The organism is Botryobacter ruber (assembly GCF_003347595.2).
In the GTDB taxonomy this organism is placed as follows: domain Bacteria; phylum Bacteroidota; class Bacteroidia; order Cytophagales; family Hymenobacteraceae; genus Pontibacter; species Pontibacter ruber_A.
In genome coordinates this window covers 50,430-63,541 of record NZ_QCZK02000059.1, presented here as the reverse complement: position 1 = coordinate 63,541, position 13,112 = coordinate 50,430, and the positions used below count along the sequence as shown (strand labels likewise).

The following is a 13,112-nucleotide window of genomic DNA, read 5'->3' as shown; positions in this document are numbered from 1 at the left end:
ATTCAAGCTTAACCTGCATGCACGTTTCGTCAGGCACCTTCTTATCCTGTTCTGTTTGCTCCGCCACACTTCAGTTTAAAGCGGTGAACAGCTTTTGCCTGGTTTGCCCAAACTGTCAGGCGCTGAACTACCGGGGAGCGCAGCAGCCTAACCTGTTGCACCTGCAGCTAAAGCCTGTGCAGGAAGATATGAGCCTTATCCGGATAGGAACAACCGGCGTGGTCAGCGACATGCCTTTTGAGGTTATCGGGCGATTGCAATACTTTTTACGGGAGAGTTATCGGAGTCATTGGTTCCTGCTTTACAGCAATGGCAGCACAGGCTGGCTGGGCGACTGGGAGGGGAGTTACAGTGTTTTTAGCAGGGTAGAGGAAGTGCGGAATAAATTCGAGCATCCGGTACCGGGTAAAAAAGTACAGATACAAAAAGCGGAATACATCACAGAACGGATAGAAAACGGGCGGTATGTGGCAGGTGAGGGGGAACTGGGCGATTTTTACCTCGAAAGCGATAAATTCCTGTCGCTTTATTTTTATACCACGAATGCAGCGCTTGCCCTGGCGAATATTTTTATTTCTAAAAAAGTAGATGCTTTTACCGGCTACTATACCAGCAGCAAGGCATTAAATCTGCAAAACCTCCGGCAGCATCATGATTGGGTTTGAAGTAAAAGATAAAGAAAAGCTGCCGGAACCGGCAGTGGTCAAGTGTCCGAATTGCAGGAACAACATTACATTCATTACCCATGCGCAGGCTTCTTTTGTTGGTTGCGGCAGTTGCCATAAGTTCTTCGAAACCCGTGGTAGTGGCAAGGGGCTGTCGGCTCTTAAATTTTTTGATGTCCGGAAGCAGGTAAAGCCTATCATACCCATTGGTGCTAAAGGGCTATTAAAAGAGAAGTTGTATGCGGTAGTAGGCTTTGCGAAATACAAAGAAGTAAAAGCCGCTTACTTTTGGCAGGAATACGTGCTCTGGAGCCCCATTCACGGTTATGCACTGCTAGCCGAATATGATGGCCATTGGAATTACTTTCAGTTTATTTCGGATTATTCGCACGGCAAAGCCCATCATGGTTCTTTCGATTATAACGGCCACCACTATAATTTGTACAACCGCTACCGCTCGGAAGTGCAGTATGCCGAAGGGGAGTTTTTCTGGGACATACGCGACGACCAGGTACAATACGCCGAGTACATTGCGCCGCCTTATACCATAACGCGCATCCTGGGCAACAAAGAGCTGAGCTGGTTGCTGGGAGAATATATTCAGCCAGAAGACGTAAAAGCGGCTTTCAACCTGGGAGAAGACATGCCCCCGCAGTCGGGCATTGGCGCTTCGGAGCCTTTTTCTACGAGCGTTTCTTTTGAAACCCTGAAACCGATAGCCATTGCGGCGGCCTGTATATTGCTTCTGCTGCAGGTTTTATTTGCTATGTCAAGCAAAGAAGTGCAGCTCAACAGCAACAGCTATACCTTATCCGATACCGGGTTGGGGACTGCTTTACCATCTATGGCTGGGCCCACTTTTACCTTGCAGGAAACCATGCTGGGTAAATCGAGCCTGGAGTTTAAACTGCAGGCACCTGTGGTTAACAACTGGTTTGCGCTGGGCGTAACGCTGGTAAACACCCAATCGCGCCGTGAATACGATTTTGAAATGGGCGTGGAATACTATGCAGGCTACACCGATGGTGAAAACTGGAGCGAAGGCAGTACCAGGCAGGATAAAATTATATCGGCATTGCCGGCCGGTACCTACCACGTTATCCTGCAGCCGTACCGGGAGAATTTTAGCAGTGTGAACAGCTTCACGTTAGCCGTTGTACAGGATGTGCCCATCTGGTCGAACTTCTGGGTGGCCCTTGGGCTGCTGATTACCTTTCCGGCTGTACAGTGGTTCCGGAGTTATACCTTTGAGAAGCGCCGCTGGATGAACAGCGATTTTACACCTTACACCTGAAAAATGCTGTGGCTATGCCTAAATTTAAATTTTCTTTCCTGACGTTTTTCCTGCTTTACCTGGTGCTGGTGCTGGGTTATTTTGTGTATGCCGGCATGACGGGTACCCGCATGCTCGGAGACGATACCGAGCAATTCGACCCCTCCGGACCGGACCGGGATAGCGGAGGCAGGCGGGTTAGAACGCATCGGTTTTATCATAAGTAGTTTGGCTTAAGTTACTTGCAGGAGGAGCAGAGGCTGTGGTGGCAGGTGCAGAAAGCTTTTAGCGTAACCTGAATTGGTTTTAGTTTGAAAAATTTGACTTTATGGAAACATATTTAAACTACAAGTACATTGTCTCGTCGCTGGTCTACTCCATTTTAGGCATCGGTGTGTTATTTACCACGTTCTGGATTGTGGAAATGATTACGCCTGAAAACCTGTGGAAGGAGATTCTGGAAAAGCAGAACATCGCGCTGTCTATTTTATTTGCTGCCTTCATGATTGCGATTGCCATTATCATAGCGTCGGCAGTTCACGGTTAAAAGAGTTTTTTATGCGCATAAACGTTCAGGTCCTCCTGTTGTTTTCGGTGTTTGTGGTGGCGACCTGTGGTCTTATTTACGAGCTGGTGGCGGGCACGCTGGCCAGCTACCTCCTGGGCGATTCCGTTACCCAGTTTTCGACCATCATCGGGGTATACCTGTTCTCGATGGGGATTGGGAGCTACCTTTCCAAATTCTTTAATCGCAACCTTATTGCCTGGTTTATCCAGATTGAAGTGCTGGTGGCCCTGATTGGCGGCTTTAGCTCTACCTTGCTTTTCCTGCTATTTGACAGGGTGGAGTCTTTCAGGCTGGTGTTGTACATGCTGGTTTCGCTTACGGGCATCCTGGTGGGGCTGGAGATTCCCCTGATTATGCGCATCCTCGAAGGTCGCTTTGAGTTCAAGGATTTGGTATCCAAAGTGTTCACCTTCGATTACATTGGCGCCTTGCTCGCCTCCATTATCTTTCCGTTGCTGCTGATGCCGCAGCTGGGCATTTTGCGCACCTCTTTCTTTTTTGGCTTGCTGAATGCCGCTGTGGCGCTGGTGCTTTGTTTTTATTTTAAGAGCGAGTTGCGCTGGCCGGCTTATATGAAAGCAACCTGTGCCGGCGTAATTGCTGCGCTTACCTTCGGCTTTGTGGCCAGCGAACGCATCCTGGCCTTTACCGAGAGCCTGACGTATCCGGATAAAGTTGTGTATGCCACTTCTTCGCCCTACCAGCGCATCGTGCTCACGCGCAATTCACATGACTTCCGGCTGTTTCTGAACGGCAACCTGCAGTTCAGCAGTGCCGACGAGTACCGGTACCACGAGGCGCTGGTGCATCCGGGGCTCAATGCCATTCCTAACCCTAAAAAGGTGCTGGTGCTGGGTGGCGGCGATGGGCTGGCTGTGCGGGAGGTGCTGCGCTACCCGGAGGTGGAGCAGGTAACGCTCGTAGACCTGGACCCTGAAATGACGCACATCTTCTCGTCGCACGCCTCGCTTGTAAAGCTGAACGCGGAATCGCTGTTGTCGCCAAAGGTAAACGTGATAAATGCCGATGCCTTTCAATGGCTCCGGAACAACCAGGAGAAGTTCGACTTTGTGGTGATTGATTTTCCGGACCCTGCCAACTACTCTATCGGGAAGTTGTATTCCAATATTTTTTACCGCTTGCTGCACGCTTCTCTAACTTCGCAGGGAATGGCGGTTATTCAGGCTACCTCGCCTTTTGTAGCGCCTAAGTCGTACTGGTGCATCATCAATACGTTGCAGGCCGAAGGCTTTGCTGCCTTGCCCTATCATGCCCACGTGCCTTCCTTTGGCGACTGGGGTTTCGTGCTGGTTAGTCCGCAGGCGACTATGGCCCTGAACGATGATTACCCGGAAGACCTCCGGTTTTTAAATGGCGATGTTTTCAGGCAGATGCAGATTTTTCCGAAAGACATGCCGCCCCGGCAAACAGAAATAAATAAACTAAATAACCAGGCCCTGGTGCACTATTTTGAAGAAGAGTGGGCGCAGTACCTGAATTAGCGCCTTCCCGGGAGGCTGATACAACAAACTTTTTCGTGTTACTTACATAGATGGCGGAGCAGAAAGGGAGAAGACAGTTTTTACTCAAGAGTGCGTTGGCAGTAGCCGGATTTCCTATCCTGGGCCGATACCTGACGGCCTGTAGTCCTTCCAGGCCAAAGCCCATAGCCGGAAAGTTACAGGGCCCTTCTTTTAAAGCCGGCCATTTGCTGCGTAAGGGTATTTCCGTTATCCCCGAAGAAATTGAAGCAGTGGATGTGGTGATTGTGGGAGGAGGCGTGTCGGGTTTATCGGCAAACCGGTGGCTGCACCAAAACAGTTCTGCCAAAGTTGTGCTGCTGGAACTGGAGGACCAGCCTGGCGGTAACGCCGTGGCAGGCAGAAACAAGTACACCGCTTATCCGTGGGGAGCCCATTACCTGACCTTGCCGAACAATGACTTGCCGGAGCTGCTGCAGTTTCTGGAAGAGGAAGCGGTTATTACAGGCTATAACGAGCAAAAGCTGCCTGTCTACAACGAATACTACTTGTGTTTCGACCCGGAGGAGCGCCTGTTCATAAACGGCTACTGGCAGCAAGGCCTGGTGCCGAACTGGGGTGTGCCTGAAGCGGAGCTGAAAGAAACAGCGCGTTTTTTTAAATTGATAGAGGAGTACCGCCAGGCAAAAGGAGCAGACGGGAAATTTGCCTTTGCCATTCCGTTAGCTGCTTCCTCTGCCGATGAAACCTACCGCCAGCTTGATAAGCTGAGCATGAAGGAGTGGCTGCACCAGGAAAAATTTAGCTCACCGCACCTGCTGTGGTACCTGAACTACTGCTGCCTCGATGATTACGGCTCCCGGCTGGAAGACACTTCGGCCTGGGCCGGTATTCATTATTTTGCTTCCCGGAGAGCCAAGGCCGCCAACACCGATTCCGACCGCGTGCTTACCTGGCCGGAGGGCAATTTCTGGCTCGTGAACCGCCTGCGGCAAGCTGCCGAAAATAACATCAGAACAAACGCCTTAACTTACCGTGTGCATCTAGCGCAGGACAAGGTGCTGGTCGATTACCTGGATGTAACTACAAACAAGCATCGCCGCCTGGTTGCGAAGCAGTGTATACTGGCAACGTCTCATTTTGTAAACGAGCGGCTGCTGCAGGGAATGCAGGAGCAAAGAAATCCGGTTAAACAAAGCCACTTTTCCTATTCCACCTGGCTGGTTGCCAACCTGACACTGAAAGAGGTGCCATCAGGGCGGGGCACACCGTTGTGCTGGGACAATGTAATTTACGGCAGCTGTTCCCTGGGCTATGTGTATGCCAATCAGCAACAGGTGCAGCTGTACCCAGCCAAAAAGACCATCACGTTTTATTATCCTCTTACGGGCGAGCACGAGGCGCAGGTCCGGGCAGAGGCTTACCGGAAAGAGAAGGAAGCCTGGCAGGAAATGGTGCTGACAGAACTGGAAAAAGCACATCCTGCTATCCGTAAAGAAGTAGAAACACTGGATGTCTGGGTATGGGGCCACGGCATGATTCGTCCTACGGTTGGTTTTATCTGGGGCGAGGAAAAAAGGAAAGCAGAAGCACCTGTTCAGGACAAAGTGTTTTTTGCCCATACCGATTTAAGCGGCATCTCTGTATTTGAAGAAGCTTTTTACCAGGGGCTGAAAGCAGCAAAGCAAATTATCAACACGAGCCATGAAGCCTAACTCCAAACAGCCCTGGCTACACTCGGCCGTTGTCGACTTCATCTTTATTTTATCGCCGCCCTTCCTGTGCCTGCTGGCAATAATGGCATTCCCGGATTTTTTCCAGGAGTCGCGGGAGATGTCGGTGGCGGCGTGGGTGGTGCTGGTGCTGTTAATAGATGTGAGCCATGTGTACAGCACACTTTTCAGGACCTACTTTGATAAAGCCACTTTTCAGAAACAAAAACAGCTGATGCTGGCGGTGCCGTTGCTCTCCTGGGGTATTGGTATGCTGCTGTATTCGCTGGACGACATGCTTTTCTGGCGCCTACTGGCTTATTTGGCTGTTTATCATTTCATCCGGCAGCAATACGGTTTTATGAAGTTGTATGCGCGGAAGGAGCAACAAACGCTATGGGAACGTCGCCTGGATATGGCTGCCATTTATGCGGCTACCTTGTTTCCGATACTTTACTGGCACCTGGAAGGCAAGCGCCTTTTCAACTGGTTTGTCGCCGGCGATTTTATCAAAGTCTCTTACCCGGAGCTGCTACCGCTACTGTTTGGTAGTTATGTGGTTGTGCTGGCAGCTTACCTGCTGAAGGAAGCCCGGTTTATTTACCGAACTAAAAAGGTAAACCTGCCGCGCAACCTGGTTATTGTCGGCACCGCGCTTTCCTGGTACCTGGGCATTGTGCATTACAACGGCGACCTGATTTATACCACCTTCAATGTAGTCTCGCATGGGATTCCGTACCTGGCACTGGTCTGGATTTACGGCCGAAAAAAGCAGCAGAGAGCTTTGAACAGCACCAATACGCTATCAAAAGTAGAGAAACTGGTTTTCCGGAACACCGGTCTGGTTTTGTTCCTGGGGCTGGTTGTCGTGCTGGCGTACCTGGAGGAAGGCTTATGGGATGGTTTGGTATGGCGCGAGCATAGGCTGGTATTTTCGTTGTTTACCGGTTTACCCCAGGTGCAGGACAAAATGCTGTTAGCCGTACTGGTGCCCCTGCTGGCCTTGCCTCAGATAACCCATTACGTACTGGATGGCTTTATCTGGAAAGTGTCGAAAGATGAACATCTGAAGCCGTAGGTGATTTTGTGTAATTGTTTTTGCTGAGCAGCAGAGGCTATGGTGGCAGCTGCAGAAGACCTAAACTGGCAGCTTCTGGTGAAATTGGGGTGCGGGCACAGCCGTTCATACAGGGTTTTTCGCTTGGCAGTGCCGGTGCAGCCGAAGAAAGTAAAACGTCGGATTTCAGATTTTTGCGTAGAAGCAGTAAACGCGCGCAATGGCGGAAAGCTTGCCGTAGTGGTACTGTCTAAAAATGAAAGGAAACTATGTCTGAAAACACCCTCTCCCTTTACACCATCTACAACAACCCGACCGACTGGCCGGGGGAGTATGTGATTAAGCGCTGGCTGGTGTCTGAGCCGCGCAATGCAGCTAATGAACTGAACCAGGTGCAGCAGGACCTTTCTTATCTCTTCAACGCCGCTACGCTGGAAGCCTGCCGTGAACAACTCAAAGAAATGGGCTTGCGCAACCTGGGTCGTGCGGATAATGACGATCCGGTGATTGTGGAGAGTTGGATGTGAAGATTAATTGAATGCAAATTGGGTGGCGTTGAAAAAAACACTGATGGAACACCTTCAGAAAGCTGTTGTGACTTCATAGGGTTTTTTCGAGCCATCAAGAAAAGGAGCCGGAGCTTAGGCCCCGGCTTGATGTAATTATACTGCAGCTTTAGCCTGCATTGATTCCATCATTTCTGCCTGGCCTACACGGCCTTTTGGATCTGGTCCATACATATTACGGCCGGCGTCACCATCTCCAAACAGCATCCATAGGCTATAAAATGGAATAAGCTGGAAGAAGCCGGAGTTTCCTCGGTCGTGGCACCTTTTCGCACCAGCTGCCAGGCTTATCCAAGTTGCAAACAAGAAGGTTGCCGAAACTAAAACTACGATGCCCGCAGAGACCTGTTCTCCTGCAAGATAGGCGGCCATGCCAAATCCAAAGAAGATAACTGTGGTAATAATGGAAAGAAGAATTTGAGTAACTGCGTACTCTGTGCGGCGAATCCTGCCGCTGAAAGAGAAGATGTTTGACATAACGTTTTGCTTAAGGGTTATTAATGAATGTTTGTTCTTTTTTTTGAGCATGCCACTACCTGGAAACGTCTTCTATCGGGCACACGTGAAATAAACTGGAATATTGGCAAGAGATAATTCTCAGGTAATATAATGAAAGAATTTATATTGTTTAATGCCTAAACTGTTTTTTCTTTAAGTTGCTTCGAGTTTTTTATTCTGGTTAAAGGCAGTGGGAGGAGAGTAGATGATTCCTGAAGGTAAAGGCGAGTTGTGTGTACTTTTGTGTGATCCAAAAAAAGCACTTGCAGTTTTTTAAGTGTGGAGGATATCGGAGTCGAACCGATGACCTTCCCGAAAGCCTTCGGGACGCTCTAACCAGCTGAGCTAATTAACCGCTCTATATACTTCCGGCTCTTCTTTCTTTTTATCTCAGACTCGCGTTGTCGTGCCGCAACAGAGGTAGGGAACTCTTCCGTGTGCTTAAGCAGCCATGGCATACCTGCCTTTGTGGACTTGTTTCTGCCACTGTTATGCTGCCCGAGCCTTCGTGGCAGGTCCTCTGTTGAGCCTACATAGTAGCGGTTTGTTTTCTCAGAGAAGAGAATGTAAACGGAGTAGGCTATAAAAGAAAAAGGTTGCCGTTTTGCAGCAACCTTTTAGTGGAGAATATCGGAGTCGAACCGATGACCTCTTGCATGCCATGCAAGCGCTCTAGCCAGCTGAGCTAATCCCCCGTTTGAGTGATGCAAAAATAGAATAATTTTCTTTAATCCAAAACAGAAAACAGAAAAATGCGGAAAAAAGAAAGAGCCCCTCTTCCATCTGCTGCAATTTCAATGGTAGCTACGCGTACGATAAGCTACAGCGGCGGCCTTACCGCCTTAATAAATATTTTCTGGTAATGCTCTGAAAATAAGTTGTTTTCGATAACGCCAAGCGAAGTGGAAGCATGAATAAACCTTACTTCCTGGTCGCTGATAACCTCTGTTACAAGGCCAACGTGTGTTATGTTGCGGCTGTTACGGGAGGCGCCGAAAAATACCAGGTCGCCTTCCTGCAGGTTTTTAAGCCGGACTTCGCTGCCGATGCGGCTTTGTTCGTCGGAAGTGCGCGGTAACGGGTAATCAATACTGGCAAAGGAAGCGCAGAGTAAACCGGAGCAGTCCATGCCGATGCGGGAAGTGCCGCCCCAGCGGTACGGGGTGCCGGTATAAGAACGTGCTGTTTTGATAACAGTGGCAATTTCTTTGTTTACATTATTGGATCTGGAGGCCCGGGTGCGGCTGGTGCGGTCTTTGGATGCCACTGCCGGTCTGTCGTTGCCATTCTTCCACGCCAGTTTACGGGCTCTGCGTGCTTCCCGTTTTTCTGCCGCTATCTGCCGGGCCGATTTGTAGGTTTCACCGCGCTTACTGAACACAGGCTGCGACGACTGGCACGAGGTAATGAACAGCATACAAAGAAAAAAAAGTGCAAACAGGCAGGGGGAAGCGGTTTTGTATGTCGTTTTCAAAGCGGTACTTTACTGGTAAGTGAAACAAAAGCAAATTATAACCTTAAAATTAAGCATTACACACGCATTAGAAAAACCAAATCTGATCAATTTGCAGAAGTTCTTTCAGCACGGTGAAAATAAGCTGACTGCAGCGCACCCTGACCTATGGTTCAACAACCAAACGCAATCAGGCGAAGCCCTATTATGCTGATTAGCCGGGAAAATTTTCATTTCATTGGTGGGGATTTATTCCGCCCTGCTCAGGCGGAGGGCGTAAAGTATCGGACGAGCAGCAGAGGGTATGGTGGCTGGTGCAGCAGAAAAAAATTAGCAGCAGTGGCTGTGGTGGCAGGTGCAGTAAGGTTTTTTCGGGGGGCGAAGCAAGAAAGCCTGTGATACAAGGGACGGCTGCAGGATCTGCTTAAACAAAAACAGGCGCAGAATCATTTTTCTGCGCCTGTTTGGTTTGTAGTAGCATGTTGGAGTTGTGTTTTATGGTTTTGTATGTGGGCCTGATGCTCATTTTCGGCAGGTTAACTATCCCATCATATCGTTTCCAAATTTTTCGGCCAGGGCACTGTCCATGGCGCGCAGGTTCATCCAGGATTGCATCAGGTTTTTATGACATTCGTTCAGCGGGGCCTTCTGCTGCTTTGCTGCAGGGCGGTTTTGCGGTTGGTCGGGCTGGGTCATATGATATAGTTGCTCCTGAGACTGCGTATTTTCTTCAGTGGATGGGTGTGCCCGAAAAATAGCCTCGTTAAGCGATTTGCTGCTTTTCATACTAAAAAAATTAAAATTGATTAAACATTAAACTATCCTTTCACGAAGTCATGGGGCGATGCCTCATGCTTTTTCTTCTCCTCTTTAATGAAGTTGTCAACATAACGGGCCACTTCATCTGCATTGTGCTCCTGCAGGAAATGACCGCTGTTTTCAAACTGAATAACATAACTTTCATGGAAAAAGTCTTTCCACTTCTGGAGCGCCTCTGCTTTTACCAGGTTGTCTTCCTCGCCCCAGAGTATCAGGGCCGGGATATCCTGTATAATTTTCCGGTGCTGCCACAACTCATTGAGCCATTTCCTGGTTCCGGGCATGGAGCGGGTGCAGGGGAGGGTATTTACAAGCTGTCCGGGTTGCCCAAGGCCGTTGATGTACTGATTGAGGATGTTCTCTGGCAGTGTTAGTTCGTTGCCGAACAGCTCATGTATCAGCTTGGTATTTGTGTCGTGTAATCGTGCGTGAATGAACCTGGATAAAGGGCCTTCTGCCTTTTCGCCGGACTCATCCGTAGAGGCGCTCCTGGATAACGGCCAGGTCCAGGTGTTGAACAGGACAATGTTCTTCACTTTATCCGGATGTTTCATGGCATAGGCAAAACCAACGGCTGCACCCAGGTCGTGCACCAGCAGGGTAATGTCTTCCAGGTTGAGCTGCGCCAGCAGCTGTTCCACGTTGTCTACCTGCTCCTGCGGATAATAGCTCCAGTTATCCGGCTTGTCTGAAAGCCCGAAGCCGATCAGGTCGATGGCGATACAGCGGTAGTGTTCGCTGAGCTTTTTTACCACTTTCCGGTACAGGAACGACCAGGTCGGGTTGCCATGCAGCATAACAATGGGGGTGCCTGCACCCTCGTCGATGTAGTGCATCCTGCCCGCCTCAACCTCCAGGTATTTTGAATCGAAGGGGTATTCCTGTGTATCTAACCAAGCTGGCCTCATAGCAGTGTAGTGTGTTTATACTATAGCTATACTTTATAGCGGAAGGCAGGTTGTTATTTTGTGGAATAAAAAGGCCGCTTTCAAAATTAAGTTTTAATTAAGCAGCAGCAGGACGTCTGTGATAGGATAAAGACGGAGAAGTCCTAACTTTACACCGCAATGTGTGGAATTACAGGCGTATTTGCTTTTACAGAACCCGGAAGAGCAGCTTTAGAAAGACTGGAGGCTGCCTCAGCAACGCTGGCTCACCGTGGGCCGGATGCTGCCGGCATGTTTGTGAAAGCCCATGTAGGGCTGGCAAACCGGCGCTTATCCATCATCTCGCCGGGGGCTGCCTCTAACCAGCCCATGACCGATGCCAGCGGCCGCTACACCATTGTGTATAACGGAGAGATTTTTAATTACGAAGCACTGCGCAAAACACTGCAGGGGGCAGGCTTCCAGTTCCGGACAGATTCTGATACGGAAGTGGTGCTCCAGCTCTACCGCAAAGAGGGAAGCGAGTGCCTGAAGAAGCTGAAAGGCTTTTTTGCCTTTGCCATTTACGATGCTGCCGAAGATACGCTGTTCCTGGCCCGCGACAGGCATGGCGAAAAGCCCCTGCTCTATTATAAAAGTGCCGATTATTTCCTGTTCGGGTCTGAACTGGCAGCTTTGTTTGAACTTGGTGTTCCACGTGAGCTCGATTACACGGCGCTTTACCAATACCTGCAGCTTACCTATGTGCCAGCGCCCGCCACCATGCTGCAAGGGGTAAAAAAGCTGTTGCCCGGCCATTCGCTCCTGATAAAAGGGAGCAGAATGCAGGAGGCGGTGTGGTACAGGCTGCCTTTTGATGCAGACAAGGCAGCAGCCAACCCCTTAAGCGCAAAACAGCAACAGGCAAAGCTACTGCGCCTCTTAGAGCAGGCCGTAGAAGACAGGCTGACGGCCGATGTGCCGGTAGGCGCTTTCCTGAGCGGCGGCATAGATTCGTCGGTTGTGGTGGCGTTGGCAGCTAAAAACAGGCCAAACTTTAAAACGTTCTCTTTAGGGTATAAGAAGAACCCTTTCTTTGATGAGACAAAGTATGCACGTTTGGTTGCAGCTAAATACAAGACCGATCATACCGAACTGCTGCTCACCCCACAGGACCTGCACGGGCACCTGCTCGGAATGCTCGATGCCCTGAGCGAACCTTTTGCAGACTCCTCTGCACTGGCGGTGTATTTATTAAGTAAGAGTGCCGGCGCCAGTGTAAAGGCCGTGCTGTCGGGGGATGGGGCTGACGAGCTTTTTGCGGGCTACAACAAGCACAGGGCAGAATACAGGTTGCTGCATGGAGGTATGGCAGTGGAGGCTGTAACAAAACTAAAAAATATCTGGAATATTTTGCCGCAATCGCGAAACTCAGCTGTAGCAAACAAAGTAAGACAGTTGCACCGGTTTGCTGCCGGCGCACAGTTAGCTCCCCGGGAGCGTTACTGGTTCTGGGCAACGTGGCAAAATGAGCAAGAGGCGCTGGCACTGCTCCGGCCGGAGTATCGTTTCAAAGCCGTAAACAGGTTGTACCATGCCCGTAAAAGCAGATTGCTGGATCATATCAACAGTGCGCATTACGATCTAAACAGTGTGCTGTGTGCCGACTGGCACCTGGTTCTCGCCAACGACATGCTTCCCAAGATAGATTTGATGGGCATGGCCAATGGCCTGGAAATCCGAAGCCCCTTTCTGGATCACAGGGTGGTAAAGTTTGCTTTTTCGTTGCCTGTTGCTGCCAAGATAGATGGGCACCTGCAGAAGAAGTTGGTGCAGGATACGTTCAGGAGTTTGCTGCCACAGGAGCTTTACAACCGGCCAAAGAAAGGGTTTGAGGTGCCGCTGCTTTCGCTGCTGCAGACAGATGCGCAGGAGTATGTTAAAAAGTATTTAGCGGACGATTTTATAGAAGCTCAGGGGATTTTTGACGTCGCTGAAATCAGGAAACTTCAGAAAGTGCTGTTTTCGGGGGGAGGAGGAGGTGCGCCAACGATTGCATGGGTACTCCTGGTGTTTCAGTACTGGTGGCAAAAATACTTGAACAATTAATATAAAAAATATGAAATAAATATTGTTCATTTTAAATAATGAAAC

Annotated in this window: 14 protein-coding genes and 2 tRNA genes; 9 read left to right on the top strand and 7 right to left on the bottom strand. The window is 49.7% G+C overall.

The features are described 5' to 3' along the window. The first annotated feature begins 17 nt into the window (after positions 1 to 17). From DCW36_RS20835 to DCW36_RS20800, 8 genes are all read left to right on the top strand, one after another. The gene (locus DCW36_RS20835) at positions 18 to 665 is read left to right on the top strand and encodes a hypothetical protein (protein ID WP_128397003.1); all 648 of its coding nucleotides are present in this window, start codon (positions 18 to 20) and stop codon (positions 663 to 665) included. After that, positions 652 to 1,959, top strand: coding sequence for a DUF4178 domain-containing protein (locus DCW36_RS20830; protein ID WP_114781680.1), 1,308 nt, complete (start codon positions 652 to 654; stop codon positions 1,957 to 1,959). Before DCW36_RS20835 ends, DCW36_RS20830 begins: the two co-directional genes overlap by 14 nt. A gap of 14 nt (positions 1,960 to 1,973) precedes the next feature. After that, entirely contained in the window at positions 1,974 to 2,165 is a 192-nt protein-coding gene (locus DCW36_RS20825; RefSeq protein WP_114781679.1) for a hypothetical protein, read from the top strand. A 101-nt stretch (positions 2,166 to 2,266) separates the two neighbouring features. Then, on the top strand, positions 2,267 to 2,485 hold the full coding sequence (locus DCW36_RS20820) for a DUF350 domain-containing protein (protein WP_114781678.1): 219 nt from the start codon (positions 2,267 to 2,269) through the stop codon (positions 2,483 to 2,485). Positions 2,486 to 2,496: 11 nt separating this feature from the next. Beyond that, positions 2,497 to 4,008 (top strand): polyamine aminopropyltransferase, encoded by a 1,512-nt coding sequence (locus DCW36_RS20815; RefSeq protein WP_114781677.1) that lies wholly within the window; start codon positions 2,497 to 2,499, stop codon positions 4,006 to 4,008. A gap of 50 nt (positions 4,009 to 4,058) precedes the next feature. Next, a complete protein-coding gene (locus DCW36_RS20810; protein WP_114781676.1) occupies positions 4,059 to 5,702 on the top strand; it encodes an NAD(P)-binding protein in 1,644 nt (547 codons plus the stop codon). After that, positions 5,692 to 6,777 (top strand): hypothetical protein, encoded by a 1,086-nt coding sequence (locus tag DCW36_RS20805; protein ID WP_114781675.1) that lies wholly within the window; start codon positions 5,692 to 5,694, stop codon positions 6,775 to 6,777. Before DCW36_RS20810 ends, DCW36_RS20805 begins: the two co-directional genes overlap by 11 nt. A gap of 248 nt (positions 6,778 to 7,025) precedes the next feature. Continuing rightward, on the top strand, positions 7,026 to 7,283 hold the full coding sequence (locus DCW36_RS20800; protein WP_114781674.1) for a hypothetical protein: 258 nt from the start codon (positions 7,026 to 7,028) through the stop codon (positions 7,281 to 7,283). A 135-nt stretch (positions 7,284 to 7,418) separates the two neighbouring features. Here DCW36_RS20800 and DCW36_RS20795 read toward each other — a convergent pair whose 3' ends face one another. From DCW36_RS20795 to DCW36_RS20765, 7 genes are all read right to left on the bottom strand, one after another. Continuing rightward, positions 7,419 to 7,799 carry a DUF805 domain-containing protein gene (locus DCW36_RS20795; RefSeq protein WP_205702971.1) on the bottom strand — a complete coding sequence of 127 codons (381 nt, stop codon included), beginning with the start codon at positions 7,797 to 7,799 and terminating at the stop codon, positions 7,419 to 7,421. Positions 7,800 to 8,100: 301 nt separating this feature from the next. After that, positions 8,101 to 8,175, bottom strand: a tRNA-Pro gene (locus tag DCW36_RS20790). Continuing rightward, the gene (locus tag DCW36_RS20785) at positions 8,153 to 8,386 is read right to left on the bottom strand and encodes a GIY-YIG nuclease family protein (RefSeq protein WP_240676268.1); all 234 of its coding nucleotides are present in this window, start codon (positions 8,384 to 8,386) and stop codon (positions 8,153 to 8,155) included. The genes DCW36_RS20790 and DCW36_RS20785 overlap by 23 nt, the downstream gene beginning before the upstream one ends. A 55-nt stretch (positions 8,387 to 8,441) precedes the next feature. After that, positions 8,442 to 8,515: transfer RNA gene (locus tag DCW36_RS20780), tRNA-Ala, on the bottom strand. Positions 8,516 to 8,640: 125 nt separating this feature from the next. After that, positions 8,641 to 9,237, bottom strand: coding sequence for a C40 family peptidase (locus tag DCW36_RS20775; protein WP_240676261.1), 597 nt, complete (start codon positions 9,235 to 9,237; stop codon positions 8,641 to 8,643). 576 nt (positions 9,238 to 9,813) lie between these two features. Beyond that, entirely contained in the window at positions 9,814 to 10,059 is a 246-nt protein-coding gene (locus tag DCW36_RS20770) for a hypothetical protein (RefSeq protein ID WP_125185343.1), read from the bottom strand. A gap of 32 nt (positions 10,060 to 10,091) precedes the next feature. Then, entirely contained in the window at positions 10,092 to 11,000 is a 909-nt protein-coding gene (locus DCW36_RS20765; RefSeq protein ID WP_114781672.1) for an alpha/beta fold hydrolase, read from the bottom strand. A gap of 159 nt (positions 11,001 to 11,159) precedes the next feature. Here DCW36_RS20765 and asnB point away from each other — a divergent pair, with 159 nt between their 5' ends. After that, complete coding sequence (gene asnB, locus DCW36_RS20760) at positions 11,160 to 13,067, top strand: asparagine synthase (glutamine-hydrolyzing) (RefSeq protein WP_114781671.1); 1,908 nt, start codon at positions 11,160 to 11,162, stop codon at positions 13,065 to 13,067. Positions 13,068 to 13,112: the final 45 nt, after the last annotated feature.

Excerpts from the sequence above, each read along its gene's own strand:
- DCW36_RS20830 (WP_114781680.1), top strand. The coding sequence starts at position 652 with ATGATTGGGTTTGAAGTAAAAGATAAAGAAAAGCTGCCGGAACCGGCA.
- asnB (WP_114781671.1), top strand. The coding sequence starts at position 11,160 with ATGTGTGGAATTACAGGCGTATTTGCTTTTACAGAACCCGGAAGAGCA.
- DCW36_RS20825 (WP_114781679.1), top strand. The coding sequence starts at position 1,974 with ATGCCTAAATTTAAATTTTCTTTCCTGACGTTTTTCCTGCTTTACCTG.
- DCW36_RS20775 (WP_240676261.1), bottom strand. The coding sequence starts at position 9,237 with ATGCTGTTCATTACCTCGTGCCAGTCGTCGCAGCCTGTGTTCAGTAAG.
- DCW36_RS20820 (WP_114781678.1), top strand. The coding sequence starts at position 2,267 with ATGGAAACATATTTAAACTACAAGTACATTGTCTCGTCGCTGGTCTAC.
- DCW36_RS20805 (WP_114781675.1), top strand. The coding sequence starts at position 5,692 with ATGAAGCCTAACTCCAAACAGCCCTGGCTACACTCGGCCGTTGTCGAC.
- DCW36_RS20765 (WP_114781672.1), bottom strand. The coding sequence starts at position 11,000 with ATGAGGCCAGCTTGGTTAGATACACAGGAATACCCCTTCGATTCAAAA.
- DCW36_RS20770 (WP_125185343.1), bottom strand. The coding sequence starts at position 10,059 with ATGAAAAGCAGCAAATCGCTTAACGAGGCTATTTTTCGGGCACACCCA.
- DCW36_RS20795 (WP_205702971.1), bottom strand. The coding sequence starts at position 7,799 with ATGTCAAACATCTTCTCTTTCAGCGGCAGGATTCGCCGCACAGAGTAC.
- DCW36_RS20815 (WP_114781677.1), top strand. The coding sequence starts at position 2,497 with ATGCGCATAAACGTTCAGGTCCTCCTGTTGTTTTCGGTGTTTGTGGTG.
- DCW36_RS20810 (WP_114781676.1), top strand. The coding sequence starts at position 4,059 with ATGGCGGAGCAGAAAGGGAGAAGACAGTTTTTACTCAAGAGTGCGTTG.
- DCW36_RS20800 (WP_114781674.1), top strand. The coding sequence starts at position 7,026 with ATGTCTGAAAACACCCTCTCCCTTTACACCATCTACAACAACCCGACC.
- DCW36_RS20835 (WP_128397003.1), top strand. The coding sequence starts at position 18 with ATGCACGTTTCGTCAGGCACCTTCTTATCCTGTTCTGTTTGCTCCGCC.